Origin of the sequence: Martinezella lusitana (assembly GCF_016901135.1) — a bacterium.
Lineage (GTDB): Bacteria > Pseudomonadota > Alphaproteobacteria > Rhizobiales > Rhizobiaceae > Rhizobium > Rhizobium lusitanum_D.
On record NZ_JAFEVL010000036.1, the window covers coordinates 46872 to 73792 of the forward strand.

The 26921-nt window shown below is 57.2% G+C and carries 22 protein-coding genes; 14 read left to right on the forward strand and 8 right to left on the reverse strand.

Features of this window, described 5'->3' with window-relative positions; all coding sequences use genetic code 11:
• Positions 1-36 precede the first annotated feature (36 nt).
• The 7 genes from JTP94_RS13720 to JTP94_RS13750 all read left to right on the forward strand — a co-directional run bounded on the left by JTP94_RS13720 (position 37) and on the right by JTP94_RS13750 (position 8740).
• Positions 37-3081: an FAD-binding and (Fe-S)-binding domain-containing protein gene (locus JTP94_RS13720; RefSeq protein ID WP_204851048.1), complete on the forward strand. Its 3045-nt coding sequence runs from the start codon at positions 37-39 to the stop codon at positions 3079-3081.
• Positions 3082-3867: 786 nt separating this feature from the next.
• Entirely contained in the window at positions 3868-4632 is a 765-nt protein-coding gene (locus JTP94_RS13725; RefSeq protein WP_204851150.1) for an amino acid ABC transporter ATP-binding protein, read from the forward strand.
• Positions 4629-5273, forward strand: coding sequence for an amino acid ABC transporter permease (locus tag JTP94_RS13730; protein WP_204851049.1), 645 nt, complete (start codon positions 4629-4631; stop codon positions 5271-5273). Before JTP94_RS13725 ends, JTP94_RS13730 begins: the two co-directional genes overlap by 4 nt.
• Positions 5273-5935 (forward strand): amino acid ABC transporter permease, encoded by a 663-nt coding sequence (locus JTP94_RS13735; RefSeq protein ID WP_204851050.1) that lies wholly within the window; start codon positions 5273-5275, stop codon positions 5933-5935. Before JTP94_RS13730 ends, JTP94_RS13735 begins: the two co-directional genes overlap by 1 nt.
• Positions 5936-5960: 25 nt before the next feature.
• A complete protein-coding gene (locus JTP94_RS13740) occupies positions 5961-6800 on the forward strand; it encodes an ABC transporter substrate-binding protein (RefSeq protein WP_204851051.1) in 840 nt (279 codons plus the stop codon).
• Positions 6801-6868: 68 nt separating this feature from the next.
• Positions 6869-7603, forward strand: a complete 735-nt coding sequence (locus JTP94_RS13745) for an aspartate/glutamate racemase family protein (protein ID WP_204851052.1) — start codon at positions 6869-6871, stop codon at positions 7601-7603.
• 18 nt (positions 7604-7621) lie between these two features.
• Positions 7622-8740, forward strand: a complete 1119-nt coding sequence (locus JTP94_RS13750) for an aldo/keto reductase (RefSeq protein ID WP_204851053.1) — start codon at positions 7622-7624, stop codon at positions 8738-8740.
• 2 nt (positions 8741-8742) lie between these two features.
• Here JTP94_RS13750 and JTP94_RS13755 read toward each other — a convergent pair whose 3' ends face one another.
• A complete protein-coding gene (locus tag JTP94_RS13755; RefSeq protein ID WP_246754937.1) occupies positions 8743-9642 on the reverse strand; it encodes a LysR substrate-binding domain-containing protein in 900 nt (299 codons plus the stop codon).
• A 133-nt stretch (positions 9643-9775) separates the two neighbouring features.
• Between JTP94_RS13755 and JTP94_RS13760 the strand changes: the two genes are divergently transcribed.
• The 6 genes from JTP94_RS13760 to JTP94_RS13785 are packed head-to-tail and all read left to right on the forward strand — an operon-like array spanning position 9776 to position 17431.
• Complete coding sequence (locus tag JTP94_RS13760) at positions 9776-12217, forward strand: FAD-dependent oxidoreductase (protein WP_204851151.1); 2442 nt, start codon at positions 9776-9778, stop codon at positions 12215-12217.
• 31 nt (positions 12218-12248) lie between these two features.
• Entirely contained in the window at positions 12249-12998 is a 750-nt protein-coding gene (locus JTP94_RS13765; RefSeq protein ID WP_204851055.1) for an electron transfer flavoprotein subunit beta/FixA family protein, read from the forward strand.
• A gap of 21 nt (positions 12999-13019) precedes the next feature.
• Positions 13020-13949 carry an electron transfer flavoprotein subunit alpha/FixB family protein gene (locus tag JTP94_RS13770; protein WP_204851056.1) on the forward strand — a complete coding sequence of 310 codons (930 nt, stop codon included), beginning with the start codon at positions 13020-13022 and terminating at the stop codon, positions 13947-13949.
• Positions 13950-13984: 35 nt separating this feature from the next.
• Entirely contained in the window at positions 13985-14869 is an 885-nt protein-coding gene (purU, locus tag JTP94_RS13775) for a formyltetrahydrofolate deformylase (RefSeq protein WP_204851057.1), read from the forward strand.
• A gap of 1 nt (position 14870) precedes the next feature.
• The gene (gene folD / locus JTP94_RS13780) at positions 14871-15785 is read left to right on the forward strand and encodes a bifunctional methylenetetrahydrofolate dehydrogenase/methenyltetrahydrofolate cyclohydrolase FolD (protein ID WP_204851058.1); all 915 of its coding nucleotides are present in this window, start codon (positions 14871-14873) and stop codon (positions 15783-15785) included.
• On the forward strand, positions 15782-17431 hold the full coding sequence (locus tag JTP94_RS13785; RefSeq protein ID WP_204851059.1) for an electron transfer flavoprotein-ubiquinone oxidoreductase: 1650 nt from the start codon (positions 15782-15784) through the stop codon (positions 17429-17431). The genes folD and JTP94_RS13785 overlap by 4 nt, the downstream gene beginning before the upstream one ends.
• 384 nt (positions 17432-17815) lie before the next feature.
• Here the strand turns inward: JTP94_RS13785 and JTP94_RS13790 are convergent, their stop codons facing one another.
• The 6 genes from JTP94_RS13790 to JTP94_RS13815 form a co-directional block, all read right to left on the reverse strand.
• Entirely contained in the window at positions 17816-19051 is a 1236-nt protein-coding gene (locus tag JTP94_RS13790) for a DUF3422 domain-containing protein (protein WP_204851060.1), read from the reverse strand.
• A gap of 27 nt (positions 19052-19078) precedes the next feature.
• A complete protein-coding gene (locus JTP94_RS13795; protein WP_204851061.1) occupies positions 19079-20347 on the reverse strand; it encodes a Glu/Leu/Phe/Val dehydrogenase in 1269 nt (422 codons plus the stop codon).
• A 195-nt stretch (positions 20348-20542) separates the two neighbouring features.
• A complete protein-coding gene (locus JTP94_RS13800) occupies positions 20543-21439 on the reverse strand; it encodes a LysR family transcriptional regulator (protein ID WP_204851062.1) in 897 nt (298 codons plus the stop codon).
• 10 nt (positions 21440-21449) lie between these two features.
• The gene (locus JTP94_RS13805) at positions 21450-22733 is read right to left on the reverse strand and encodes an FAD-binding oxidoreductase (RefSeq protein WP_204851063.1); all 1284 of its coding nucleotides are present in this window, start codon (positions 22731-22733) and stop codon (positions 21450-21452) included.
• A 47-nt stretch (positions 22734-22780) separates the two neighbouring features.
• Complete coding sequence (locus JTP94_RS13810) at positions 22781-23074, reverse strand: hypothetical protein (protein ID WP_204851064.1); 294 nt, start codon at positions 23072-23074, stop codon at positions 22781-22783.
• Positions 23075-24007: 933 nt separating this feature from the next.
• On the reverse strand, positions 24008-24868 hold the full coding sequence (locus JTP94_RS13815) for a helix-turn-helix domain-containing protein (RefSeq protein ID WP_204851065.1): 861 nt from the start codon (positions 24866-24868) through the stop codon (positions 24008-24010).
• A gap of 94 nt (positions 24869-24962) precedes the next feature.
• Here JTP94_RS13815 and JTP94_RS13820 point away from each other — a divergent pair, with 94 nt between their 5' ends.
• Complete coding sequence (locus JTP94_RS13820) at positions 24963-25964, forward strand: amidohydrolase family protein (protein ID WP_204851066.1); 1002 nt, start codon at positions 24963-24965, stop codon at positions 25962-25964.
• A gap of 242 nt (positions 25965-26206) precedes the next feature.
• Here the strand turns inward: JTP94_RS13820 and JTP94_RS13825 are convergent, their stop codons facing one another.
• Complete coding sequence (locus JTP94_RS13825; protein ID WP_204851067.1) at positions 26207-26899, reverse strand: glutathione S-transferase family protein; 693 nt, start codon at positions 26897-26899, stop codon at positions 26207-26209.
• Between the last annotated feature and the right edge of the window lie 22 nt (positions 26900-26921).

Here is a 26921-nt window from a genome sequence, read left to right on the forward strand (position 1 = left end):
CTTGCTCGATTTCGGCGGCTGGAGTGACCTAGACAAATGATACCTTACCTCCGGCCGCCACTGTCACTTGCAATCGAAACCGGCTTCTTCGAACGCCTCGTTGAAGCCGGTTTTGTTGGAGACATTGAAACCGGCGCAGACTCGCGCACCGTATTCGCGACAGACAACTCGATCTACCAGGTCGAGCCAAGCGCGGTGCTTTTCCCATCGAATACAGATGACCTCAAGATCATAGCGGCGATCCTTTCCGAGGAGCCTTTCCAAGGAATCGTCGTGGCTCCTAGAGGCGGCGGCACAGGCACCAACGGTCAGTCCCTGACCTCGGGGATCGTCGTCGATTGCTCCCGCCATATGAACCGAATTCTGGACATCGATCCGGTCCGTCGTACTGCTCGCGTCGAAGCCGGTGTGGTCAAAGATAAGTTGAACCGCGCGTTGAAAAAACATGGGCTTTTCTTCGCACCCGAGCTTTCGACATCAAATCGAGCGACGATTGGCGGAATGGTTTCGACCGACGCATGCGGCCAAGGTTCATGCCTTTACGGCAAGACCTCAAATCACGTGTTGGGACTGCGCATCGTGTTTGTCGATGGCGTCGACTGGTGGTCGCGGGCGCTGGATCAAACCGCACTCGCAGAACTAACCGCGCGGCAGGATCGGATCGGCGACGTATATCGTGCTGTCGATAGGATCACCCGCGACAAGGCTGAGCGCATTGCGGCGGTCTTTCCCACCCTTAATAGGTACATGACGGGCTACGATCTCGCGCACGTTCGTCGTGAGGACGGGCGCTTTGATCTCAACGCCATACTGTGCGGGTCCGAGGGGACGCTGGCATTCATCGCTGAGGCGGAACTTAACCTCCTGCCACTCCCAAAACATACTTCGCTTATCAACATCCGCTACAGCGATTTCAACGCGGCTCTCGAAGATGCCAGAATGCTGACCGGGTTGAATGTCGCCTCGGTCGAGACAGTCGACGAGAAGGTTCTCGGCCTCGCCAAGAGCGATATTGTATGGCCGGCGATCGCGGAATTCTTCCCCGAAGAGGACAACGCGGCAGCAAACGGAATCAACATCGTCGAATTGCTCGCCGACGACGAAGACGACATGACGAGAAAGATTCGGGACGTCACTGAAGAGCTCGACCACGTCGCCAATCGCGAGCGCCTTGGGTACACCCTTGCTCGCGGCCATGCCAACGTCGAAGCGATATGGACAATGCGAAAGCGAGCCGTTGGCCTCCTTGGCAACGTCGAAGGCCCCATCAGGCCGATAGCCTTCGTTGAGGATACGGCGGTCCCACCCCAAAATCTTGCAGCATACATTCGAGAATTCCGAGCGCTTCTCGACGCCGCTGGCCTGTCTTATGGCATGTTCGGTCATGTGGACGCCGGCGTGCTCCATGTTCGTCCTGCGCTTGACCTGACACGGCCTGACCACGTGCAAATGGTAAGAGAGATCAGCGACGCCGTCGTTGCGCTGACGAGAAAATATGGGGGTGTTCTCTGGGGGGAACACGGCAAAGGCGTTCGCTCGGAATACGTGCCCGAGTTCTTCGGCGACCTTTACCCTTCTCTCCAGGAAATCAAGGGTGTCTTCGACCCCTACAATCGTATGAACCCGGGCAAGATAGCGACACCGTCGCCTTCGCAGCCACTTCTTAAGATCGACGAGGTTCCTTTGAGGGGCAAGATCGATCAAGGGATTGGTAATGACTTGCGTGCTGGATATGACAACGCCGGTTACTGCAACGGGAACGGAGCGTGCTTTGATTTCGATGAATCAAGCCCCATGTGCCCATCATTCAAGGCGACTCGAGATAGGCGTTTTTCCCCGAAGGGTCGAGCAAGCCTTATCCGTGAATGGTTGCGCATGCTTCGGGAGAAGAATGTTGATCCAAGCAGAGAAACCAACCTCACCCGAAAGCGTTTTGCCGCAGTGACGTCGCTCCCTCGGCGAACTTTCAACTCGCTGAATCCTCGCAACAAAAACGATTTTTCTCATCAAGTTCGCAAGGCGATGGACACTTGTTTGGCGTGCAAGGCTTGCGCGGGCCAGTGTCCGGTCAAAGTGAACGTGCCAGCGTTTCGATCGAAATTTCTCGAACTGTACTACGGCCGCTATCTCCGCCCCACGAAAGATTCGCTTGTCGGCGCCATTGAGACCCTGTTGCCGTGGATGGCGCGTGCTAGACCCGTCTACAATCTGGCTGCCGGCACGCGGGTTGGACAAGCGCTGATGCGAATAGTCGGCCTTACCGCACTTCCCACTCTGCCGAGACTATCGCTTGCGAAGGAAGCACGACGTCTTGGAGTGCGGATTGCCGCGTTCGAGAACATCGCTCACCATTCTGACGACGATCGCGATAGAGTTGTGGTGTTCGTTGCCGATCCGTTTACAGCCTATTTCGAACCAGGTGTTGCGCTCGCGGCGATAAGGCTGGCTCGCAAAATGGGGTTGATCCCCTATCTCGCGAGACCGACACGCAACGGCAAGGCCCGTCACGTGCATGGCTATCTAAGGTCCTTCGACGTAGCTGCGACCAAGACCGCTCGATACCTGGAAAGGCTGGCGAATGCCGGTGGAACGCTGGTCGGCTTGGATCCCTCGATGACGCTTGCCTACCGAAGCGAGTATAAGTCCTACTGGAGTACGCCGAATGCAGCTCCTATTCTGCTTCCGCAGGAATGGCTCGCAGCAAACCTCGGTCGTCTCGCTCCGGCGGATGTGATGCGCAGAACGGCCTTCCGCCTTCTGGTCCATTGCACCGAGCGATCCAACATTCCGGCGTCTGCCAACCAATGGAAAAATGTGTTTGATGCACTTGGTGTCGATCTTGAAACCCCGAATGTAGGGTGCTGCGGAATGGCCGGCACGTTTGGACACGAGGTACGAAACCGGCCAATTTCGGAAAAGCTGTACGCCATGAGTTGGGCGGATGCGGTTGCCGATCATGCGGGGCGACAGGCAATGGCAACTGGCTACTCATGCAGATGCCAGACAAAGCTCATTGATTGCAAAACCATCCCCCACCCGTTGGAAATCATCGAAAGCCTGGCTGCCGCCACCACGAATTGAACTCCACGCCACAGGCTCATTGGGATGATTTTTGAAAGACCGTCGGAATGGATTGGTTGTCGACGGAAATCTGAAGGAGACGGGTAACAGGGGAATTGGTCTTTACGACCGGTAATCCCTGAACAAAGACCGCTTGTTCGCGGGGCACTGGCTCTCCACATCGCGAATGTCCCTATCCCAAGCTTTGAAGCGCCAGCGTAAATGAGAGCCGACTTGCGTCGACGGTCCCAAGCGCAGCGTGCACCAGTCTGTCGCTTGCGGCGGGATGGGCTCCGCGTGGGTTGGGCGTCTGCAAGCATCAACACGCGGTAGCCCGGGACTGTAACTCTGGGAATTCAAAACCGTGCAGGCTGAGGTGCTTTTCCTGATCGGCAATAGGTTCAGTGGCGAGCCATTTCGACCGATTTGCACTCCTCCGAATTCGGCCCTACGCACCGCAAGCTGGCAGCCGAACTCTCAATCGCAATAGGCTGTGACAGCTTGGCTGCGCATGTCTCTTGCCAGAAGAACGCTGATAACCCTGCTCCCGACATCATAACTTCAAGTTATCTTACTTGGTATTTTTTTCCGACTCCCCCCCGATTCGCGTAGTGCTAATGTCTCACGACTAAATAAGGGAACCGAGCCGCCAAGCGGCCACTCAAAACAAGCTCCGCATAGTCATACTTCAGCTCCCGGCAGGACTATGACATCGTGAACATGGGGTCAGATATGGCTTCTGCAACGCCGCCTGTCGTAACGACATTTCCAAAAAGCACCTCAATTAGGGGGTCGATCGGATTGCAAATGAATTCGTCAGCCGACAAGCCGCTCATAGGCCTAAAGGCCATTACCAAGAGCTATGGCACCCATCTGGTTCTCGACAAAATTGACCTTCAGGTGCGATCGGGCGAAGTACTTGCGATTATCGGCCCAAGCGGCTCCGGCAAGAGCACGCTATTGCGTTGCATTAACTATCTTGAAACGCCCACCGCGGGCGTTATCAACATTGGCGACACGACCATTGACGCCACTCGCGCTGTTTCACGAACAGAGCTGTCCAAATTGCGCAGGCGTGTTGGAATGGTCTTCCAGTCCTTCAATCTTTTTCCACATATGTCAGTTCTGAGGAATGTCAGCCTCGCACAGGAGCGCGTGCTCGGCCGAAGCAGGAAAGACGCGGACGAACGCTCGATGCACCTTCTGTCCCGGGTTGGGTTAGCGGACAAGGCGTCGCAGTTTCCCATTCGCTGTTCCGGCGGACAGCAGCAGCGTATTGCTATCGCGCGATCGCTCGCGCTCGATCCCGAAGTCATGTTGTTTGACGAGCCGACTAGCGCTCTCGACCCGGAGCTCGGGCTCGAAGTTCTTGCAGTCATGCGGGAATTGGCAGACAGCGGGATGACGATGATCGTCGTCACACATGAGATGGGTTTCGCGGAGAATGTGTCCGATACCGTCATGATAATGGCCGACGGCAAGATCGTCGAGAAGGGGCCGTCCGCTGACGTTATGCGCAATCCAAAGGAAGAGCGAACTCGGCGCTTCCTGCGTGCGGTGCACGACCGATGAGCGGCGTCGATTTCCTGCCATTCTTTCGCGGACTTGCTTGGACCACGGCGCTTACCGGCGGCTCGTTTCTGATCGGCGCTATCCTCGGCTTGCCGTTGCTGATGGCCAAAACGTCCCGTTTCCTGGCAGTCCGGCTGATCGCAACAATTACCATCCAGATGATCCGGGCCATCCCCCCGATACTGTGGCTGTTCATTATCTTCTTCGGAATCGGGATGGGCTATTTCCCAATCCATCCGTTCGCTGCGTCGCTGGCCGGTCTTGGGCTGATAGCAGCGGCCAACATGGCTGAAATCTATCGAGGTGCCCTGAAGTCGATCCATATCGGCCAATGGGAAGCATGTTCCTCTCTCGATCTTGGTCGATGGTACGCGATGAAGGATGTGATTGCTCCGCAGGCGGTCCGCGTGGCCCTGCCGACAGCGGCGAGCTACCTGATCGGCCTCATGAAGGAGACGGCAGTCGCCTCGACTATCGGCGTCAATGAGCTTGCCTATCAGGGAAATCAGCTTTCACAGCTTACGTACCGCGGCCTGGAAGTCTTTGCCATCGTGGGGATGTTCTATGTCTTGCTAAGCATTCCGGTCGCTTGGCTTTCACGCGTCGCAGACGCACATCTACGCTCGAAGGTGGCGCGATAATGCTTCCAACACTCGAAGAAATCGTCACTTGGCTTCCGGATCTACTCGACGGTCTGATGACCAGCCTGCAAGTGACCGCTCTTGCTCTGCTCATTGGCATCCCTTTTGGCCTCGTGCTCGCGCTCGGTGTTCTTTCTCGAAGCCGGGCATTGAAGACAGCTTCGCTTTTGCTCGTCGAGATCGGACGGGGAGCTCCTGCCTTGGTTCTTTTGCAGTTCATCTACTTCGGTCTGCCGGCGACGGGCATCACCATGGGCTCATTCCTTGCTGCCGTCGCAGCATTGGCATGGAACACCGGCGCCTACACCAGCGAGATCATCCGCGCGAGCCTTCAGTCAGTCGCCCATGGACAGCAGGAGGCAGCGGAGGCGCTCGGTTTGTCGCGCGCAGACGAGCTGCGCTATGTGCTGCTTCCTCAGAGCCTGCGCGTAGCTCTGCCAGCGCTGCTAGGATTTTCCATTTTGATCTTCCAGGGGACGTCCCTGTGCTTCACCATAGCCCTGCCCGAGCTGGTCAGCCGGGCTTACGAGATCGGCTCGAATACGTTCCGATACTTCCCCGCATTGCTTTGTGCAGGGGCTCTATACGCATGCATTTCAATACCTGCCGCGTTGTTCGTTGGCCACGTCGAGAAACGCGTCAATGTCTATGCTGAACGTTAACACCGGAACAAAAGGAACCCCGGCCATGACCATAAAGAAGACCTTTGCGTACCTCCTCCTTTCCGGCATTGCCGGCGTCGCGATCACGGCCCAGAGCGCCTCTGCCCAGGATTGCACCCCGAAGCACACCTTCAAGACAGTTGAGGAAGGCACGCTTACTGTCGCTGTAACGACCTATGCCCCGCATTCGTATCTCGACGACGCTGGCGCGATGAAGGGCATCGACGGCGACATCGCTGCCGAATTCGCGAGGCGCGAATGCCTGAAGGTGAAGGCTGTTGCCGTCGATCCTGCCGCTGCTATCCAATACGTGCTCTCCGGCCAAGCTGACATCACAACGGGTGATTGGTATCGCACTGCAGAGCGTGCAAAGGCCATGAACTTGTCCGCCCCGCTTTACACCGATCAGATGGCAATCTACTCGAAGGAAGCCTTCAAAAACGTATCGGACCTGGAAGGAAAACAGGTTGGAACGGTTCAGGGCTACCTGTGGGTTGCCGACTTGAAGAAGCTCCTCGGATCTTCCCTGAAGCTTTACCCGAACTCCGTCAACATGCAGCAGGACCTGTTCGCCAACCGCATCGCAGTGGCCGTCGACGGCTATTCCACCGGCGTCGTCGCTGAGAAAAAGGGCGCTCTGAAAGACATCAAGGTCGCAGTCGCTGCTGCAGACGACCGCGTAAAGGCTACCAAGGAAGCTGCACAGGCGGCCTTCCCCTACTCGAAGGCTGCCACGGATTTTGGCGTGGCACTGGATGCGAACATCGAGGAAATGCACAAGGACGGTTCGATCGAAAAGATCTTGAAGTCCTATGGGCTCGACGGAACCGCCGCCAACACCGGCGCTGCACGGCTCATCCAGTAGGCCGCGGTCGCCACTTAGATGTTGGGGGGCCGAGGGCCCCCTCGCTCGATAATATGGAGATTTAAACGATGACTGTCTACACGGTCACGCGCCGAACGGCGTCGTGGTATGGAGACCAAATTGGCATTCTGATCTTAGATGCTGCTTACCCGTGCGTGCCAGGCAACGTTGGCAACGCAACCACCTACGACTTCCCGGTTCGCTTCCAGGAAGTTCGGGGAGCGTCGATCGACCGGCTACTGAATCAGCGCGATCCTGCCCTGAAAGAGGTTTTCATCGAGGCCGCCGTCGAGTTGCAGAACCGAGGAGTCAAAGCGATTACCGGCGCTTGTGGCTTCATGGCGTACTTCCAGAAGGAGGTCGCAGACGCTGTCGAGATACCAGTCTTCCTGTCCAGCCTGATGCAGATCCCGTTCATGCACGCGATCTCCGGCGGCACCGTTGGCGTGATCACCGCCAATGCATCGCGGCTCACGCCCCGCCATTTTGAATCCTCCAACATTTCATCGATCATTCCGCTGGCTGTTGCCGGGATGGAGGATCAGAAGGAATTCAGAGAAGCCATCCTCGAAGAAAAGGGCACGTTGGATTCTGATGCGATCGAACGTGAAGTCACCGAGGTCGCACGGCGCCTTGTCGCCGACAACCCTGAAGTTCGTTCGATCCTGTTGGAATGCAGCGACCTCCCGCCCTACGCACATGCGGTCCAAAAGGCGACTGGGCGCCCGGTCTTCGATTTTGTGACAATGATCAACTACGTCGCCCAAACAGTCGCAAGACGCCCTTACGTAGGGTCGATGTAGGCAACGTAGGAGGCCACTTTGTCGATGGATCAATACTATCACCTTGGGCGATCGGGACTTCGAGTGAGCCGCCTCGCCCTTGGTACCATGACCTTCGGCAAGGGAGGCATACGTGGCATTGGAGGGTCTTGGGGAACTGACGAGAAGACTGCTCGCTCAATCTTCGATCGCTACGTGGACCTCGGCGGAAACTTTATCGATACGGCCGACTCCTATGGGGCTGGAGTGAGCGAGACCCAGGTCGGTTCCTTCGTCTCAGAAAAGGGCCTGCGCGACAGCGTCGTGATTGCCACCAAGTTTTCGAACAACCTTGTTCCCGGAAATCCCAACGCCGGGGGCAACGGCCGCAAGAACATCATGCGCGCCATCGATGCATCGCTGAAACGCTTGCGAACCGATTATGTCGATCTCTATCTGTTGCACACCTGGGATATGATGACGCCGGTCGAAGAGGTTGTCCGCACGCTCGATGATCTGGTGCGAGACGGAAAGATTCGCTACGGTGGCCTTTCGGACGTGCCCGCCTGGTACGCGTCCCGTGCGATCAGCTACGCTGAAGCCCATGCACTTAGCCGACCAATCTGCGTCCAACTCCCTTACTCCCTCGTCGAACGTCATATAGAACACGAGTTCGTTCCGATGGCCCGCGAGCTTGATCTGGGCGTGACTGCCTGGAGCCCACTCGCGATGGGCTTGCTGACCGGAAAATACCGTGCGGGCGGCACGGGCAGGCTGTCGCACGGCGGCTCTGCAGACGGGATGGGAATTTTGACCGAGCGCAACCTCAGAATTGTCGAAGAGTTGGAGAAGGTTTCGGTCGAAGTGGGAAAAAACATGTCCCAAGTCGCTTTGAACTGGTGCCTGAACCGCCCAGGCATTGCGGCAGCCATTATCGGATCGAGCAGTGCGGAACAGCTTGACGACAATCTCGGTGCGCTAGATTTCGACATGCCGGTCGAATTGTTAGATCGCCTGGAACAGGCCAGCGCAATTCCATGCCCGTTGCCTTATTCCTTGTTTTCAGCAAACTACCAGGCCGGGATTCTCAACACCGGCACTTCCGTCGGGAGCAAGCCGAAGGGCTACCGCGGCGAGGTATACTTTCCAAAAGTCGATGACTATCAATTCAGGGCGTAAGCTCAGTCCACGTTCCTGTTGAATTGGATCGCGGCGTCTGCGTTCTGTTCCAGCAGCCAATCCCTGAAGAGCATAGCGCCAGGCTTCGCGATTCGTTGCGAGGGCATGACAACATATATGGATTCACCGGAACAATAGACTGCCGACAGGGGATGGACGAGCCGTCCGGCACGAATGTGCTCCTGGATCAGATGTTTCCAGCCAAGCGCTATCCCCTGCCCTAGCACCGCTGCTTCGGTTGACGCCAACGCGTCTGTAAAGATCGCATCGGGACTTAGACGAGTGACAGGGACGGAATGATGCAGCAGCCACTCTTTCCAGCCCAATCTCGTCCTGTGACGCTCTTCAAAATGCAGCAATCGATGGTTCAGGAATTCCGCCGGAGTTGAGATTGGTCCATGCTCCCGCAGATATTCTGGGGCACACACCGGAATCACCTCTTCTGTCACGAAGTGCCAAGCATGAACGCCTGGCCATTGGCCGTTTCCAAGTCGAGCGGATATATCGATGTCCTCAATGTTCAAATCTTGATCATCCCTGCTGCTTTCCGCGATCCTTAGAGAGACGTCTGGATGCTTCGCCTTGAAGTCTTTTAGACGGGGCAGAAGCCATAACTGAACAAATGACGCTGAAAATGACACCCGAACCGTGTCGTTGGAATGCCGCGTTCTAAGAGACGTCAGAACCATATGCAAATGGTCGAATGACTGCTGAATTTCCTTATAGAACCGGAGGCCCTCCGCCGTCAGCTCGAGTTTAGTGTGCTCGCGACGAAAGAGCTGCAAGCCGGTGGCTTCTTCGAGCAGCTTTATAGTCTTGCTGACAGCGGGTTGGCTGACGTTGAGTTCTTCGGCTGCTGCGGTGAAACTGCCACGACGAGCAGCCGCCTCGAAGACGAACATATAATTGGCGGATGGAACAAGAGATCGTAACCTGTGCATAAACTGAAGTTATGCCGAACTGGAATTTTTTGCAACGTCACAAGTGCGCTTTGCCTCAGTAGTCTGCCCCTACAACACTGTAAGGAATCTACTCATGCAAACTCATGCTCGTGCCGTCGTCATCGGTGGTGGTTGCGTCGGTGCCGCCATCCTTTATGGCTTGACTAAGAGGGGCTGGACCGACGTCGCCCTTTTGGAGCGAACCCAGCTTACGGCTGGTTCGACCTGGCACGCCGCCGGCCTAATCCCATCCTATGCGCGCAGCATCAACATCGGTCGAATGGTCGCGAAGACGATCGAGATCTACGAGGGTCTTGAAGCTGAGACGGGTCAGCACGTTGGTTGGCATAAGTGTGGTCAGCTTCGAATTGCGAACACACGAGACCGCCTCGACGAGTACAAGAGCTACATGAGCGTCGCTGCCGTCCAGGGTATCCACGCCGAACTTATCACCCCCCAAGAGGCTCGCGAGCTCTGGCCCCTGTTGGAAAACAACAAGGACATGCTCGCCGCCCTATATCATCCTGACGACGGTCACATCGCACCGGCCGATGTAACGCAGGCAATGGCAAAAGGCGCGCGTGACCGAGGCGCAAAAATCTACCTGAACACCGAAGTGAAAAGCTTCGAGCGGATGCCAAGCGGCGAGTGGAAAATCACTACCAACAACGGCGAAATCATATGCGAACACATCATCTCCGCTACCGGAAACTATGCGCGCCAGACCGGAGCGATGCTCGGACTGGAAATTCCGGCGATTCCGATCCTCCATCAGTATTGGATCACCGACGCGGTACCGGAAATCGTTGAGCGCAAGCGCCAGGGTCTGCCGGAAATGCCGATCCTGCGCGACGAGGGCTTTGAAGGATATCTTCGCGAGGAAGGCGACGGCCTGATGTTCGGTCCTTATGAGAAGACAGAACACCTGAAGCTGTTCGCTGAGAACGGTGTCCCTGACTGGTTCGGCGCCGATCTCGTGGAAGAAGACTTCGATGCGGTCGCATGGAATTGGGAGACCGCCATGGAGATGGTCCCCGCCCTTGGACGCGTTGGTATCAAGGCAAACGTCCGTGGCCCGTTCCAGATGACAGCAGATGAACTGCCGCTTGTTGGACCGGCATGGGGTCTCGAGAACGTTTGGCTGGCCGAAGGCGTTCCAGGCGGCATCCTGTGGGGCGGCGCGATTGGCTACTATCTCTCGGAACGCATCGTTGAAGGCGCGAACAGCCTCGATACGTCTGAGCTCGATCCTCGTCGTTTTGGCGATTACGCGAACAAGGAATGGACAAAGCGGAAGGTCCTTGAAAGCTGGGGCACGCATGCGGAGCTTCATTTCCCTGGGCAAGACATGCCGGCGGCACGTCCGCAGAAGACGGCTCCTTCTTACGATACCTTGTCCAGCCGCGGTGCTGTCTGGGGTGTCTTGGATGGCTGGGAGATACCGAACTGGTTTGCTCCGGAAGGCGTCGAGGCAAAGGACCAGTATAGCTGGCGCTGGACACAAAAGGGCAACTACGTCGCCGAGGAAGTCAAAGCGGTCCGCACCGCGGTCGGCCTTGTGGAAATGACTCCGATGACGAAGTTCGAGGTCTCTGGTCCGGGTGCCGAAGCATGGCTCGATGGCATCCTTGCCAATCGCCTGCCAAAGAAAGGCAAGGTAAACCTAAGTCACCACCTCACCAAGACTGGCGGCGTCCAAGCTGAATACGTCGTGGCTCGTCTCGAAGACGGCAGCTTCTACATGATCTCCACGCCGAGAGCTGAACGCTGGAACTTTGACGACCTCTCAAAGCTCCTACCCAAGGACGGTACCGTCCAACTGCGCAACGTCAGCAACGATCGCGGCTGCTTCACCGTTGTGGGTCCGAAGGCGCGCGACGTGTTGCAAAGCCTCACGGAAATGGACCTTTCAAACGAGGCATTCCCTTGGTTCAGCGTGAAGTCCGGCACCGTAGGCCTCGCAACGGATGTGAGAATGCTCCGCGTCAACTACGAAGGCGAACTGGGATGGGAGCTTTATCATCCCCTTCCGTACCAAAGGCATTTGTTGGAGGCGATCCTTGCAGCCGGCGAACCGCACGGGTTGCGTTTGATCGGCTATCACGCTCTGGAGCCGTTGCGCTTGGAGAAGTCCTATCGCGCGATGTACCGCGACATGAACCCGGAACTGACGGCATGGGAAAGCAGTCTCGACCGCTTCATCCGTTTGGACAAGGGCGATTTCATTGGAAAGGAGGCGCTTGTTCGTCAGAAGGAGGCCGGGATCAAGAACCGCTCCGTGACTATCGCGATCGACACTGATGGCGCGAGCGCGCTGATCTACGAAGGCGTCTATCACGAGGGGAAGCTTGTGGGGCGCATAACGTCTGGAACATACGCGTACACCCTTGGGCATGACGTGGCATTCGCGCTGCTGCCTGTCGAACTTGGAACAGCCGGAACCGAGCTTGAAGTTCAGATCCTTGGGGAAGTCAAAAAGGCCAAGGTCATCGCAGAGTCCCCGTACGATCCAGAAGCCCTTCGCGGTCGCATGTAATCGCCAACGCCAATCCTGAAGGAAATAGACAATGAGGATACTAGTCCCCGTAAAGCGGGTAGTGGATTACAACGTCAAGATTCGTGTCAAGGCGGACGGGACGGGCGTTGATTTGGCCAACGTCAAAATGGCGATGAATCCTTTCGATGAAATCTCCGTCGAGGAGGCGCTTCGCCTGAAGGAAGCTGGCAAGGCTGAAGAAGTCGTCGTCGTCTCGATCGGGCCGGCCAAGGCTGAAGAGACGTTGCGTACCGCGCTCGCGATGGGTGCCGACCGCGCGGTTCTCATCGAGACCGATGAAGCCGTAGAGCCGCTCGCCGTCGCCAAGATACTTAAAGCCGTCGCCGATACGGAAAAGCCCGGCTTGATCATTGTCGGTAAGCAGGCGATCGACGATGATAGTAACCAGACCGGTCAGATGCTGGCCGCCCTACTCGGTTCCGCCCAGGCGACTTTCGCTTCGAAGATCGAAATCGACAGCGACAGCGCGACTGTAATCCGCGAAGTCGATGGCGGCCTGCAGACCATCAAGGTCAAGCTGCCGGCGGTGGTGACTACGGACCTGCGTCTCAACGAGCCACGCTACGCGTCGCTGCCAAACATCATGAAGGCGAAGAAGAAGCCACTGGACAAGAAGACACCTGCCGACTTCGGCGTCTCCACCGATCCCCGGCTCACGGTTTTGAAGACTGAAGAGCCGCCCGGGCGCAAGGCCGGTATCAAGGTCAAGTCCGTCGCCGAGCTCGTGGAAAAGCTCAAGGCCGAAACCGGCGTCCTATAGTTTGAGAAAGGAACTCCACCTATGGCCATTCTTCTCCTGGCTGATCACGATAACGCAACCCTTTCCGACCAGACTTCCAAAGCTCTGACGGCCGCTGGCAAGATCGGGGGCGAGGTACACGTCCTAATCGCTGGCAAAGACGCGAAAGCGGCGGCGGACCAAGCGGCGAAGCTCTCCGGCGTATCCAAGGTTCTGCTCGCCGAAAGCGATGAGTTGGCCAACGATCTGGCCGAGCCGCTGAGCGATCTGATTGTATCACTGGCGGGCAGCTACGACACGATTATCGCTGCGGCGACCTCGACCGGCAAGAACGTCCTGCCGCGGGTTGCAGCCCTGCTCGACGTCGCCCAGGTGTCCGAAATCATCGAAGTCGTGTCGGCAGACACCTTCAAGCGCCCGATCTATGCCGGCAACGCCATCCAGACAGTCCGTTCGACCGATGCGAAGAAGGTCATCACTGTACGAACCGCATCGTTCGCCTCGGCTGCAGAAGGCGGTACGGCGTCGGTTGAGACCGTACAGACCCCTTCCAATCCGATGCTTTCGACCTTCGTCAGAGACGCTCTGTCGACATCGGATCGTCCGGAGCTTACCTCTGCCAAGATCATCATCTCGGGCGGTCGCGCACTTGGCTCGTCGGAGAAGTTCCGGGAAGTCATCCTTCCGGTCGCCGACAAGCTCGGTGCTGCCGTCGGTGCATCGCGCGCCGCCGTGGATGCCGGCTACGCGCCGAACGACTGGCAGGTCGGCCAGACCGGCAAGGTCGTTGCCCCGCAACTCTACATTGCCTGCGGTATTTCTGGCGCTATCCAGCATCTCGCTGGCATGAAAGACTCGAAAATTATCGTTGCCATTAACAAGGATGACGAGGCGCCGATTTTCCAAGTCGCGGACTACGGCCTTGTTGCCGATCTTTTCGAGGCTCTGCCGGAACTGGAGAAGGCCATATAGGCCTTCTGCAAAAGTCCCACATCCAAGGATTCAAAATGCAACACGTTGTTTTAACGGTAACGTGCCCGTCGACCCGTGGCATCGTCGCAGCCATTTCCGGTTATCTGGCAAACGAGGGCTGCAATATTGTCGACAGCTCGCAATTCGACGATCTTGATACCGGTCGGTTCTTTATGCGCATCGGGTTCCTGACGGAAAGCGCGACCTCGATCGCCACACTGCGCGAAGGCTTCAAGGACATCGAAACTCGGTTTGAAATGCAGGCGAGTTTCCATGACGCTTCCCATCGCATGAAGGTGATGCTCATGGTGTCTCGTTTTGGCCATTGCCTAAACGACCTGCTTTATCGGTGGAAGATCGGCGCCCTGCCGATCGACATCGTCGGCGTCGTTTCTAACCATTTCGACTACCAGAAAGTCGTCGTCAATCACGACATCCCTTTCCACCACATTCCGGTGACCAAGGAAAACAAGCCGCAAGCCGAAGCTCGCATCATGGACTTGGTGAAAAGTACCGGTACGGAACTCATTGTGCTTGCGCGTTACATGCAGATCTTGTCGGATCAGATGTGCACGGAAATGTCGGGCAAGATCATCAACATCCATCATTCCTTCCTGCCATCATTCAAGGGCGCGAATCCCTACAAGCAGGCCTATGGTCGTGGCGTGAAACTGATTGGCGCCACCGCGCACTACGTCACAGCGGATCTCGACGAGGGCCCGATCCTTGAACAGGACACCGTGAGGATCACCCACGCACAGAGCCCGGACGACTACGTGTCGCTCGGACGCGACGTCGAGAGTCAGGTTCTTGCACGTGCAATACACGGCCATATCCACCATCGGACGTTCATCAATGGCAATCGAACGGTGGTATTCCCCGCCAGCCCCGGCTCATACGCTTCTGAAAGAATGGGCTGAAATGCCAACGATCATCGACGGAAAAAAGACGGCGGCCTCGGTAGTCGAGGCTGTCAAGCAGGCTGCCTTCGACATCGAGAGCCGTACATCAGTTAAGCCCGGCCTGGCCGTGATCATTGTTGGTGACGACCCGGCAAGTCATACTTACGTCGCAGCCAAAAGCCGCATGGCGAAGGATTGCGGCTTCAACTCTGTGCAGTACACTCTGTCAGAGGACACTTCCCAGGACGAAATTCTCCGTCTCGTCAGCCAGCTCAATGCCGCGCCGGAAATCCACGGGATCCTCGTCCAGCTTCCTCTCCCGCGTCATCTTGATTCGGAGCTTGTCGTCCAATCTATCCTGCCAACGAAGGATGTGGACGGTCTCAACGTCACAAATGCTGGAAAATTGGCGACCGGAGATCTTTCAACGGGACTCGTTTCGTGCACGCCAGCAGGCGCGATGTTGCTTGTTCGGCAGATCCACGGCGGAGATCTCTCCGGTCTGACGGCAGTCGTCATCGGACGTTCGAACCTATTCGGTAAGCCCATGGTACAGCTCCTGTTGAACGCAAACGCGACGGTCACGATCGCTCATTCGCGGACCAAGGATCTGGCCTCCCATGCCAAAAGCGCGGATATTCTGGTCGTGGCAGTCGGCCGCGCGGAGATGGTTCGAGCAGCCTGGGTGAAGCCCGGCGCCACGATTATCGACGTTGGCATTAATCGGACAAACTCGAACGAGCGTCCCAGACTTGTGGGCGATGTCGCGTTCGGAGAATGCGCAGAGGTTGCGGGTGCGATCACCCCGGTTCCAGGTGGTGTCGGCCCGATGACCATCGCGATGCTGATGGCGAATACTGTTATTGCGGCCAGCCGCACGTTGAACCTCGAAAGCTCGCCGGCCCTTCGCGACGTAGGAGTACAGGTCCGATGACTGATGCGCGCGAGAGCACGGAATTCGACGTGGTGATCGTCGGCGGCGGTCCTGCCGGTCTTTCGGCGGCGATCAGGCTGAAGCAGGTCAATGCGGATCTTTCGGTCGTCGTGCTGGAAAAAGGCGCCGAAGTCGGCGCGCATATCCTGTCGGGCGCCGTCGTCGATCCGATCGGTATCGATGCCCTGCTGCCCGGCTGGCGCGAAGAAAGCGATCACCCCTTCAAGACCGAGGTGACGGACGACCACTTCCTGCTGCTCGGACCGGCCAGCTCAATCCGTCTTCCTAACTTCGCCATGCCGCCGCTGATGAACAACCACGGCAACTACATCGTCTCGCTCGGCAACGTCTGTCGCTGGCTGGCGGGCCACGCAGAAGCGCTTGGTGTCGAAATCTATCCAGGCTTTGCGGCGACCGAAGTGCTCTACAACAGCGAGGGCGCTGTCATCGGCGTCGCCACAGGCGACATGGGCATCGAGAAGAATGGCGAACCCGGCCCGAACTATACCCGCGGCATGGAACTGCTTGGCAAGTACGTTTTGATCGGCGAAGGCGTGCGCGGCTCACTCGCCAAGCAGTTGATTGCCAAGTTCGATCTTTCCAGGGATCGCGAGCCGCAGAAGTTCGGCATCGGCATTAAGGAACTCTGGCAGGTGAAGCCGGAGAACCACCGCCAAGGTCTCGTGCAGCACTCCTTCGGCTGGCCGCTCGGCATGAAGACCGGTGGCGGCTCGTTCCTCTATCATCTCGCAGACAATCTCGTCGCCGTCGGCTTCGTCGTTCACTTGAACTACAAGAACCCCTATCTCTATCCCTTCGAGGAATTTCAGCGCTTCAAGACGCATCCGGCGATCCGCAGTACTTTCGAAGGCGGCAAGCGGCTTTCCTATGGCGCCCGCGCGATCACCGAGGGCGGCTACCAGTCGGTGCCGAAGCTGACCTTCCCCGGCGGCGCTCTGATTGGCTGTTCCGCCGGTCTGGTCAACGTGCCGCGCATCAAGGGCAGCCACAACGCCGTGCTCTCCGGCATGCTGGCGGCCGACCGCATTGCCACTGCCATCGAAGCCGGCCGTGCCAATGACGAAGTGGTCGAGATCGAAAACGACTGGCGTTCAAGCGATATCGGCAAGGACCTGAAGCGGGTGCGCAACGTCAAGCCGCTGTGGTCGAAGTTCGGCACGGCGATCGGCGTTGGTCTCGGCGGTCTCGACATGTGGACCAACCAGATTTTCGGCTTCTCTTTCTTCGGCACGCTGAAGCAGGGCAAGACCGATGCCGCCTCGCTGGAGCCGGCATCGATGCACAAAAAGATCGATTATCCGAAGCCGGATGGCGTCCTCACCTTTGACCGCCTCTCCTCCGTCTTCCTCTCCAACACCAACCACGAGGAAGACCAGCCGGTCCACCTCAAGGTCAAGGACATGGACCTGCAGAAGCGCTCGGAACACGATGTCTTTGCGGGCCCCTCGACGCGCTACTGTCCGGCCGGGGTCTATGAATGGGTGGAGAAGGACGGCGAAGAAGTGTTCGTCATCAACGCTCAGAACTGCGTGCACTGCAAGACTTGCGACATCAAGGACCCGAACCAGAACATCACGTGGGTACCGCCGCAAGGCGGCGAAGGGCCGGTCTATCCCAATATGTGAGCAACTTGGCGAGACGCAAAACCTGTGACGATCTGGAGTGAGGCGGTCAAACACAGACAAGAAGCAATTTGCTTTTTACGTCTTGGATGAGTTCTCGTTGCAGGCTCTTTCTGCGGCGCTGACAGTGCTTAGGCGAGCGCAGACCTGCCCACTTGAGGCAAGGTCATAGGCACCTGGACAAACCGCACGCGGAAATTTGTCTTTTTCGCCGGCCTCATGATCGCGAGACCGCGTGTCCACAACATCACAGATTGGCGATCGCAACCCGATCGAGACAAGCGGGCCTTCACTGAAGTGCTACGAGACAAATGCTCCAAGGCTGTGGCCTCGCTGCGAAGGCCGGGATGTCCTTTTTCAATGACATCAGCTTTCACCATAAGCCGCCTAACTCTTTATCGAGGTATGGACGCGTCTGACCGAAAGCCATACCACGAGGAGAATAATCGGCACAGCGATCGGAATGACGGCCTTCGTCCAGTGGGCGGCGGGAGTCAGGATTGCTACGCCTTCCAGCATGTATTTCAGTATGCTCAGCGCATAGTAGCCGATAGCAAAAACTGACAGACCCTCGACAGCCTGCTGCAGTCGCGTCTGTATCGCAAGTCGGCGTTCCATGGATTGAAGAAGAGAGGCGTTTTGTTGTTCGAGTTCGACTTGCACTGAAGTCCGCAGGAGCTCGGTCGTCCGTGCAACGTGAACTGCCGTATTTTCAACGCGTCGATCCGCTTGCTCACACGAACGTACGGCAGGTCCAAATCTTCGGTCTATGAAGACGCCGACGCGTTGGTGTCCTTCGATCCGCTCCTCGCGAAGTTCTTGAACTCGACGAAAGACGAGATCCGCGTAGGCCGCAGTCGCACTGAACCTTTCGCGCGTCTTGATCGAGAGATCCTGCATCTCCGCGGAGCATTTAGCGATTTCCGCAAGCACTGCCTGCTGGCTCGAAGAGGGATCGCGCAGCGAGGCAATCGCCGATTGGAGTTCACGCTCTATCTCCACGCACTTTCTGAATGCAGCTTTCGATAAAGGAAGGGCTAAAAGCGCCATCATCCTATAGTCCTCTATCTCAAGGAGACGACGAACCATACGTCCAGTTCGATAGGAATTTAGGTGCCGGTTAAGCAGAACGATCCTCGTGGCGTGGTCCTTCCCCAAACGAAAGGTCGACCATACCTCGGCATCTCTTCCCCCAACTGCAGAAGCAACGAGATCGCTGCCCGCCTCGAGGAGGTCCGCCGCCCGGTAATCGCCGACCGGAACTACCAAGACTTCAACATTGCAAATCCGCTGACCAGGCATCGCTTCGAGTAGTTCCTGCCAAGCAGCGTCCGACACAGGAAGCGAGGCAATGTCTCCGCTCCATGCTACGACCTGGGTGACAGAGACGAATTCGGTATGGACTTCCCATTTGATCTGGCCGCCAGCAACCTGGACAATGCCGCTGTTTCCTTCCCGTGTTTGTTGCCCCTTCAGAGCCAAAAGATTTGCGGGAACGATGTCCATCACGCCCGCAAAATAGAATGCATGATGCCGCACGACCGCAGGCCCATCGAAGTACAGCGATGGGCGCGAATGGAACTCGTCGTGCAATTGTCGTCGCATCGGATGGTCGGTCGGCATCGTAGGTTTTCCAAATCTCAGTGAGGTTCATGGGAACAAACCGCGGGTCGCCTTGGCGCGCATGACAGTCTCGACGCCGATCGCCAGTGCCGCATTGCGATGCGAGATGTTGTCTCGCTTAGCCCGTCCGAGAACCTGATCGTAGGAGCGCTGCAATGCTTGGTACAGGCGATCCATGACCTCCCTTTCGCTCCAGAAGAACTGCTGGAGTCCTTGAACCCACTCGAAGTAGGAAACAATGACCCCGCCGGCATTGCAAAGAATGTCAGGGATTACGAATATTTCGTCGCGCCGCTGATCAAGGATCTCGTCGGCTTCCGGCGTTGTCGGGCCGTTAGCGCCTTCAGCAAGAATCCTGCACTGAAGCTTGCTGACGTTTTCAGAACCGATCACGCGTTCCGTCGCGGCCGGGACGAGCACGTCACATTTTTGAAGCAAAAGGTCTGCGGGGTCGATCGTCATTTCGTTCGAGAAGCCGCGCAATACCCGCCGCTCTCGAACGTGGCGCTCCAAGGCACCAACATCCAAGCCCTTTGGATCGTAGAATGCGGCAGTATGATCGCTGACGCCAATAATGCGAACGCCTTGGCTCGCGAGCGTCAATGCCGCGATAGAGCCGACGTTGCCATATCCTTGGATGATTGCCGTAGCGCCAGAATGCGAAAGGTTGATCTTCTTCATCGCCTGGCCGACCAAGTATGCGACGCCGCGTCCTGTCGCCTCACGACGACCAAGCGTGCCTCCTGTCTCGACGGGCTTTCCGGTGACGATCTCGCTGACGGTCTTCCCCTGATACATAGAATACGTATCCATGAACCATGCCATAACCTGTTCGTTGGTTCCCATGTCGGGCGCCATTACGTCGATATGCGGACCGACAAACGGGATCATCTCTTGCATGTATCGTCGCGAAAGGGCTTCCATCTCTCGTGGCGACAAAGTGTGCGGATCGACGGTGACTCCACCTTTTGCCCCGCCGTAAGGCAGGCCCGCAAGCGCGCACTTCCAACTCATCCACACCGCCAGCGCAGCAACCTCCCCCACGTCGACATTCGCCGCGAAGCGCGTGCCCCCCTTCGTGGGGCCTAAGGTAAGATGATGCTGTACTCTGTATCCTTGAAATACTGCGGTCGATCCGTCGTCACGATGGATAGGGCAAGATACGACGACGGCTCGCTTTGGAAGGAAAATGCGTTGTCGTTCGTCGGTCGGAATATCTAAGTGGTTGGCCACGGCTTCGAACTGCCGAAATGCCATATCAAACACCTCGCCACCGTAGGCGGACGAACTCTGCATAAAAACTCTCCTGGTTCCCGAGTGCACAGGCGCTGTCGCGGATGAGGTGGTCGGGCTCTGCCACGGGGCAGATCGAGATCACCTCCATGCCACTTCATTCCCTCCGCGCATGACGCGAATGAAATATCCGTCACCCCGGTCGCCAACTCAATCAATTGATGGGCAAGACATCATTCCACGGCAGAATGGTTGACTTCAGCGATCCGCGGCTGTCCGCGAGAGGATCCATCGCTTGAAAGCCAACAGAGGAGGATGGGAGGAACGATCTGAAGGCCATACGAGGTGGTAGGCCTCAGCGCTCCTCATTTGGGCATCGACCGCATGCACCAGCTTGCCTTGTGCCAGCTCCTCCTCGATCAGGAATTTTGGGAGTAAGGCCACTCCAACACCGGCGATCGCCGCCTGTGCAGCCGTGGCAAACTGATCGAAAAGCATACCATGAACTGATTCGGGCAGGATGCCGTACATGACCATCCATCGTTCCCATGCGTCGGGACGGCTCGCGAGGTGGAGCAAAGGCGCCCTACGCACATCCGACGGCTCAACGAACTTGTAGGCTTCTTTCACTCCAGGGCTGCATGCCGGCGTCACAATTTCTTGCCGGAGCAACGCAAACTCTCCACCTGGCCACTCTGGTCGTCCAAAGTGGATTGCAGCGTCCAGCGGTTCGAGCCGAAAATCGAATTCAGTGATCTTGGTCATCAAGTTGACCGTTATCCCGGGATTTCCGCTGAGAAAATCGGGTAGCCTTGGCGCTAGCCACCGGGCTCCAAAGGTCGGCAAGATTGCAAGGTTCAGCGTTCCGCCGTAGGGGTTGGCACGAAGATTTAGAGAGGCGCTACTAATCTTGCGTAGCGCGTCCCTGACCTCTCGAGCGTAACCTTGGCCGCCGATCGTAAGCTTGATCGTTTGCCTCTCGCGATGGAACAGCTCTACGCCAAGTTGTTCCTCCAAAGCACGGATTTGCCGCGACACGGCGCTCTGCGTCAGGTTTAGCTCCTTCGCGGCTGCAGTCACGCTTCCTGTACGAGCCGCGGTTTCAAATGCGGCAAGCAAAGGAAGCGAAGGGAGGAAACGACGGGGAACCTGCAAAGTTGCCTCCTTAGAAGCGCGACTCCGCGAAGTGAGCGACCTGTGCACCGAGCTCGTAATAGGCTTCCTTAACTGCCCGGAACGGTGTCGGTGCTGCGACGGTCACGGGAAGCGGGAGAGCCTGTTCGGCCAGGTTTCCCGACACGAAGTTCGCCAATACCTTACCAAACGTTGTTCCGGGAGCGATACCGCGCCCATTGTAGCCGCTGAAACCGACCACATTTTCATCGAACTTGTGAAAGCGTGGGACAGCGTCCGTAGTCATACCGATCTTTCCGTACCAAGCGGCCTCGAACTCGACGTCGCCGAGCTGAGGAAACACTCGCTTCAAGGAGCGCCTCGCCCAAGCTTGATGGACCGAATGCCCGGTATTGCGCAGAGCTCCAACGCTGCCAAAAACCAAACGACCTCGCTGATCCATACGGAACGACGATAGAATTTGCTTGGTATCCCAGCAGCCTTCCCTGTTGGGAAGCACCGATTTTCTAAGGTTGTCGGTAAGTGGCTTGGTCGCGAAATTGAAATACGGGAGATGAACCTGTTCGTCGCGGACGACTTTCCAAGGGCCGAAGGAATATGCGTCTGTTGAAACCACGACCCATTTCGCGGAAACGGATCCTGACTTAGTCTTGACCAGCCAGTTCGACTTTTCTTTCACAGCAGCGACCACAGGGCTGCTGGTGAAAATTCGAACGCCAAGACTTGTTGCAACCTTTGCCAGGCCCCGCACATATGCCAAAGGCTGAAGGGTGCCTGCGCGGGGATCGAAAAGCGCGCCAGTATATGCGGTCGATCCGGTTCGACGGCTCGTTTCCTTGGCATCCAAGAGCTCCAAAGGCGCTCCCCGCGCTACCCACTGCTTGTGGCGGTGCCTGATCTCGGCAACACCTTCTTTTCCGACCGCAAGATGAAGCGTGCCGTTCCTCTCGAGTTCGCATGAGATCCCGTGGTGCTCGATCATCTCGCGGACAACGAGCGGTGCATCCGATAGGAGCTTAAGGCATCTCTCCCCGTAGTCGGCCCCAAGCACGCCAGGGATGTCGTCAGGCATAACCCACATGCCGCCATTGATGAGACCAACGTTACGGCCCGATCCCCCAAAGCCGATTTCGACAGCCTCCAGAACAACGGAGGTCATTCCGAGTTGGGCAAGGTGGAGCGCAGTAGATAATCCCGTAAATCCTGCGCCGACGATCACCACGTCCGCGGCAATCGCATCGGTTAGTTCGGCAGTTGGCGGCGGCGGCGGCGCAGTTTTTTCCCATAGTCCGTGGGATCGCGGGTCATTAAGCATTGTCACAATCCCTTGAGCACAGGTAGGTCCTAGCCAAGGAACCTATCTCATACGCTCTGCGGCAGAAAATAATGATTCCGAACAAACTTATTACCATTCGGAATGACCTCCAGTCCGTCGCCACGATATCTCTCGCAGGCAGCGACAACCCATCGCTTGAAGCGCGTGACATGAGACGCTTCCGGTCGACCTTTTCGTATGACAACATAATGCGCGCCGCTACTCGGCATTTCCTCAATCGACATGGGTACCAGCGCACCTATTTGCAAATGCTTCTCGATTATCGCCTTCCAGCCAAGGAGAACACCCTGTCCTTCAACCGCGGCGGTGACAGCATCCATGTAGTAGCTGCAATGGGTATCGACTGCGACATCGATCTGCTCCCCGAACGCGTAGTTTGCCCAATCAGACCAGCCTTGCCAGGAATTCGCGCCCTAATGTCATCTGTGACGAGATGGCGATCGTAGTAATGAGGACTTTGCAAATGGGCCTCTGCGATCCAGATAACTTGGACTGCACACAGAAACGAGGGTATCAAGGAATAGAAACGTAGCGTCACCATCGGGCCATGTTCCGTGTCCGAATCCGAAGACGGCATCGAAGCTTGAACGGCGGATATCTACGTCAGCATCTTGGGAATCAATGCGGATGCTTATTCCTGGATTGTCGCCCGAAACTGCGACAACCTGGGTGGCAACCAAAGAGTTGAGAATGCGACGTAAGCGCATCCGCCCAATTCGTGCTAACGGCGATCCGATCTCGCAGCTATTCGGCACCCACGAGGACGTCGCCACGGCTGAATAGGTTATTGCTGGCGACGGGCACCGACTCCCTTTTGAAATGACCATCCGACGGTCTTTCACACGACTGCCGAAAAGCGCTTCTTTTTCGAAACGGCCATTACATTTTGCGTGCAACCGACCAATGGGACCGCTGCGCTTTCAAGATCTTTGATCTCATGAAATTTGCACAGATGCTTGAGGAAAAAGTATCTCGCAACATGGTTTCGCTGTGATTACGTGACTGTTTAAGTCTGCGCTTTTTAAACAACAGCGCTGGACAGAAAACGTTCGGAAACTGCTCTGTCGATAAGAAATTTACGGTCTAGGTGAACTAATTTCGCTCTCGCTTCATCGGTCAGTCAAAAACGTCGAAAGGTCACGCTACGTAAACTACGTGGCTCATGCAGTTCTCGACGACCGGGAGAGCGAAGAAGCCATTGAAGAGTACGGCGTGCGGAGCACAGAGGTCCTACAGGGCGTTTTCTAAAGGAATTATAAGCGTAGCGGCTTGCTGGTGTTACTCCTAAGCCTTCGGTGATCGGCAACTGTGCGGTCGAAGTAGCGCGACGGCGTCGTTCCCAGGGCCTTCCTGAACATTGTTATGAAAGAGGTTGCCGACTCGTAGCCAAGGGCATCAGAGACATTCTGTACGGGCACTCCGTCGAACAGCTTAGAGAGCGCAACAAGCAGATGGAGCTGCTGCCGCCATCGGCCGAACGTCATACCCGTTTCCCGGACGACCAAGCGGGCAAGCGTCCGCTCGCTGGTCGCGGTCTGACCGGACCATTCGGCGAGCGTCGTGCGGTCGCCCGGATGTGCCATCAGCGCCTCTTGGATCGCCACCATCTTGGGATGAGACGAAACAGGGAGCCTCAGTCCGCCCGTCGGCATTCCCTCGAGTTCTCTCAACAGGACCTTCATCAGAAGAAGTTCGTGCTCGTCGGCGTCGCTTCCTACGGTCGTGCCAACGAGGCGCAGGACTATCTCCCTCACCAATGGGGTGATCTCGAGGGTGCAACAATGATGGGGCAGGCAGGCGGCGTCCTGCTTAATGAACAGGATGCATATGCGCGAGTGGGGCGATGCCGGACTGCGGTGCCGAAGGCCGGCCGGAACCCACACGGCGCACCCCGTCGGGACGATCCATATCGAGCCGGGAACATGGCACATGACCGCACCGCTCAGCGCGAGAATGAGTTGCCCGCTCGCGTGCTCGTGCAGCGGCAGCTCAACCCAGTCCTCGTCGTACCCGACAAGTAACGCCATCGCGGGTGTCGCGAACTCGACGTCCCACGCGGCTGCCGTCGGCGCCCGAGCGGGTGCGATTGGCAGATTTTCGATATCGATAGTCATTCCACAACGTATCACGCCATTCATGGACGCGATACTAACAATCCGGCCGGGGCGAGCGTTCAACGCTCCCGGCGCCGAATGGAGAAACGAGATCATGCGTATTGTTGCTTTAGAGGAGCATGTCATGCTCCCCGAAATGACCCAACGAATTCCGGCTTCGGTTGCCGTAGAAGCCGGCTGGGTGCCATCAAGCGGTCATTGGGGTCCGGGACCTCTCAACGAGGCGCTGGGCGATATACAGGAGGGGCGCATCGATGCGATGAACCAGGCTGGACTCACCCTGCAAGTGCTGTCGGTCATAGGTCCGGGCGCCGAATTGCTGGCTGGAGAAGAAGGCATCAGCTTTGCGCGTGATTATAATGATCGACTTGCTGTTGCGGTCGAAAGACATCCCGATCGTTTCGCGGCATTCGCCCACTTGCCCATGAAAGAACCTGCGGCGGCGGCAGACGAACTGGAACGGTGCGTGAAACACCTCGGTTTTCGCGGGGCTTCTATCAATGGGACCACGGATGGACTGTTCCTGGACAAACCGCGGTTCGCACCTATCCTGTCGCGTGCCGAGGCGCTCGGGTGCCCGCTTTATATTCATCCCGGTCCCCCGCCCCGTTCAGTGCGCGATGCTTATTATGGCGGACTGCCGGGCGAGATTTCATCATATCTGCTGTCCAACGCAGGCTTTGGCTGGCATTCCGAAACGGCCATCCACATTCTTCGCCTCGTGCTGTCCGGCACGCTCGATCGGAACCCAGGACTGAAGCTGATCATCGGTCACATGGGCGAGTTGCTGCCGATGCTGCTTAAACGCGTCGACGAGACCTTCGGGACGGGAGCGGAAACCGGGCGAAAGCGCAGCGTATCTCAGACCATTCTGGATCAGGTCTGGATCACGACCAGTGGCTTCTTCGATACGTCCGCGTTTCTCGCCGCGCTGACCGCTTTCGGTGCGGATCGCATTCTGTTCTCGGTTGACTATCCGTACGCCACGAATGGCGCCGGGACGGCGTTTCTCAAAAGCCTGCCGGTTTCTCCCGTGGACAGGGAGCGCATCGCCCACGGCAATGCCGACGCTCTCCTTGGTCTACGAACAGCTTGATCAACCCCACCGGGCGCAGTGCCATCGTCGTGGCCGAAGTTCAGGGAAGGGCGATGAGCTGTCAATCGACGCAAAATGTTCCACGTCGAATGTCAGAGGCATTGATGACTTTGCCTTTCGCCACGCCCCTACCGCGTCACATTCCGCAGGGGCAGCCACGTCGAGATAGCCCACGAAGATCAAACCCTGCTGCTAGAATCTGATTTTCGCATCCAAGTGGGCCGCTAGCAGATATGACCTGCCTATGTTGCGCCACCGAGGCGCGCGAGATCTTCCGGCAGCGGGGTCTGACCGCTGCGGTTCTTTACGGCAGGAAGATCGGCTACTTTGCCGCGCCAGGTGTGAAGAGCAGTGAGTTCCGGAGCGATCGGCAAGCCAACAATCTCGGCGAACATCAGGCTGGCAAACAGAGTTATGTCAGGCATCGAAAAGCCATCCCCGGCCAGGAAAGACTGCTTCGCCAGCAGATCATTGAAGTAGGACATATTGGCAACGGCATATGCGCCGCGCCGCTGCCCCCATTCCTTTGCGCCGCTCCAGTCTGGCATCCGCCATGGCCGCAGCGCGGCGCCAAGACCGGGCGTGGCATAATGAAAATAATCGTCGACGGCCTCGATCAACATCATCTCAGCACGACGTTGCATCATATGAATGAGCCCCTTCTCACGCGGCGTCGTGCCGGTCAGGAGCGGGTTGCCATCGAGATTGTCGAGATACTCGGTAATGGCGGTGCACTCGGAAATAATTGTGCCGTCGTCCAGTTCCAGAACGGGGATCTTTCCGATCGGGTTGATCGCGAAGAAACCCGGCTGCTTGTGTACGGCGGCAATCAGGTCGACACTGACGAACTCGACTTGGTCCTCAAGGCCTTTTGCGGCGAGAACGATGCGGACCCGTGCTGGATTAGGCGCGCCTTCTCGGTCATAGATTCTCATGGAAACTCTTTCTATCTGTCAG

Bases quoted from the DNA above. Each gene is read 5' to 3' on its own strand.
- JTP94_RS13755 (WP_246754937.1), bottom strand. From the start codon at position 9,642: ATGTTCGTCTTCGAGGCGGCTGCTCGTCGTGGCAGTTTCACCGCAGCA.
- JTP94_RS13740 (WP_204851051.1), top strand. From the start codon at position 5,961: ATGACCATAAAGAAGACCTTTGCGTACCTCCTCCTTTCCGGCATTGCC.
- JTP94_RS13825 (WP_204851067.1), bottom strand. From the start codon at position 26,899: ATGAGAATCTATGACCGAGAAGGCGCGCCTAATCCAGCACGGGTCCGC.
- JTP94_RS13820 (WP_204851066.1), top strand. From the start codon at position 24,963: ATGCGTATTGTTGCTTTAGAGGAGCATGTCATGCTCCCCGAAATGACC.
- JTP94_RS13765 (WP_204851055.1), top strand. From the start codon at position 12,249: ATGAGGATACTAGTCCCCGTAAAGCGGGTAGTGGATTACAACGTCAAG.
- JTP94_RS13785 (WP_204851059.1), top strand. From the start codon at position 15,782: ATGACTGATGCGCGCGAGAGCACGGAATTCGACGTGGTGATCGTCGGC.
- JTP94_RS13725 (WP_204851150.1), top strand. From the start codon at position 3,868: ATGAATTCGTCAGCCGACAAGCCGCTCATAGGCCTAAAGGCCATTACC.
- JTP94_RS13805 (WP_204851063.1), bottom strand. From the start codon at position 22,733: ATGCTTAATGACCCGCGATCCCACGGACTATGGGAAAAAACTGCGCCG.
- JTP94_RS13735 (WP_204851050.1), top strand. From the start codon at position 5,273: ATGCTTCCAACACTCGAAGAAATCGTCACTTGGCTTCCGGATCTACTC.
- JTP94_RS13720 (WP_204851048.1), top strand. From the start codon at position 37: ATGATACCTTACCTCCGGCCGCCACTGTCACTTGCAATCGAAACCGGC.
- JTP94_RS13790 (WP_204851060.1), bottom strand. From the start codon at position 19,051: ATGCCGACCGACCATCCGATGCGACGACAATTGCACGACGAGTTCCAT.
- purU (WP_204851057.1), top strand. From the start codon at position 13,985: ATGCAACACGTTGTTTTAACGGTAACGTGCCCGTCGACCCGTGGCATC.
- JTP94_RS13745 (WP_204851052.1), top strand. From the start codon at position 6,869: ATGACTGTCTACACGGTCACGCGCCGAACGGCGTCGTGGTATGGAGAC.
- JTP94_RS13760 (WP_204851151.1), top strand. From the start codon at position 9,776: ATGCAAACTCATGCTCGTGCCGTCGTCATCGGTGGTGGTTGCGTCGGT.
- JTP94_RS13810 (WP_204851064.1), bottom strand. From the start codon at position 23,074: ATGGATGCTGTCACCGCCGCGGTTGAAGGACAGGGTGTTCTCCTTGGC.
- JTP94_RS13815 (WP_204851065.1), bottom strand. From the start codon at position 24,868: ATGACTATCGATATCGAAAATCTGCCAATCGCACCCGCTCGGGCGCCG.
- JTP94_RS13770 (WP_204851056.1), top strand. From the start codon at position 13,020: ATGGCCATTCTTCTCCTGGCTGATCACGATAACGCAACCCTTTCCGAC.
- JTP94_RS13795 (WP_204851061.1), bottom strand. From the start codon at position 20,347: ATGCAGAGTTCGTCCGCCTACGGTGGCGAGGTGTTTGATATGGCATTT.
- JTP94_RS13730 (WP_204851049.1), top strand. From the start codon at position 4,629: ATGAGCGGCGTCGATTTCCTGCCATTCTTTCGCGGACTTGCTTGGACC.
- folD (WP_204851058.1), top strand. From the start codon at position 14,871: ATGCCAACGATCATCGACGGAAAAAAGACGGCGGCCTCGGTAGTCGAG.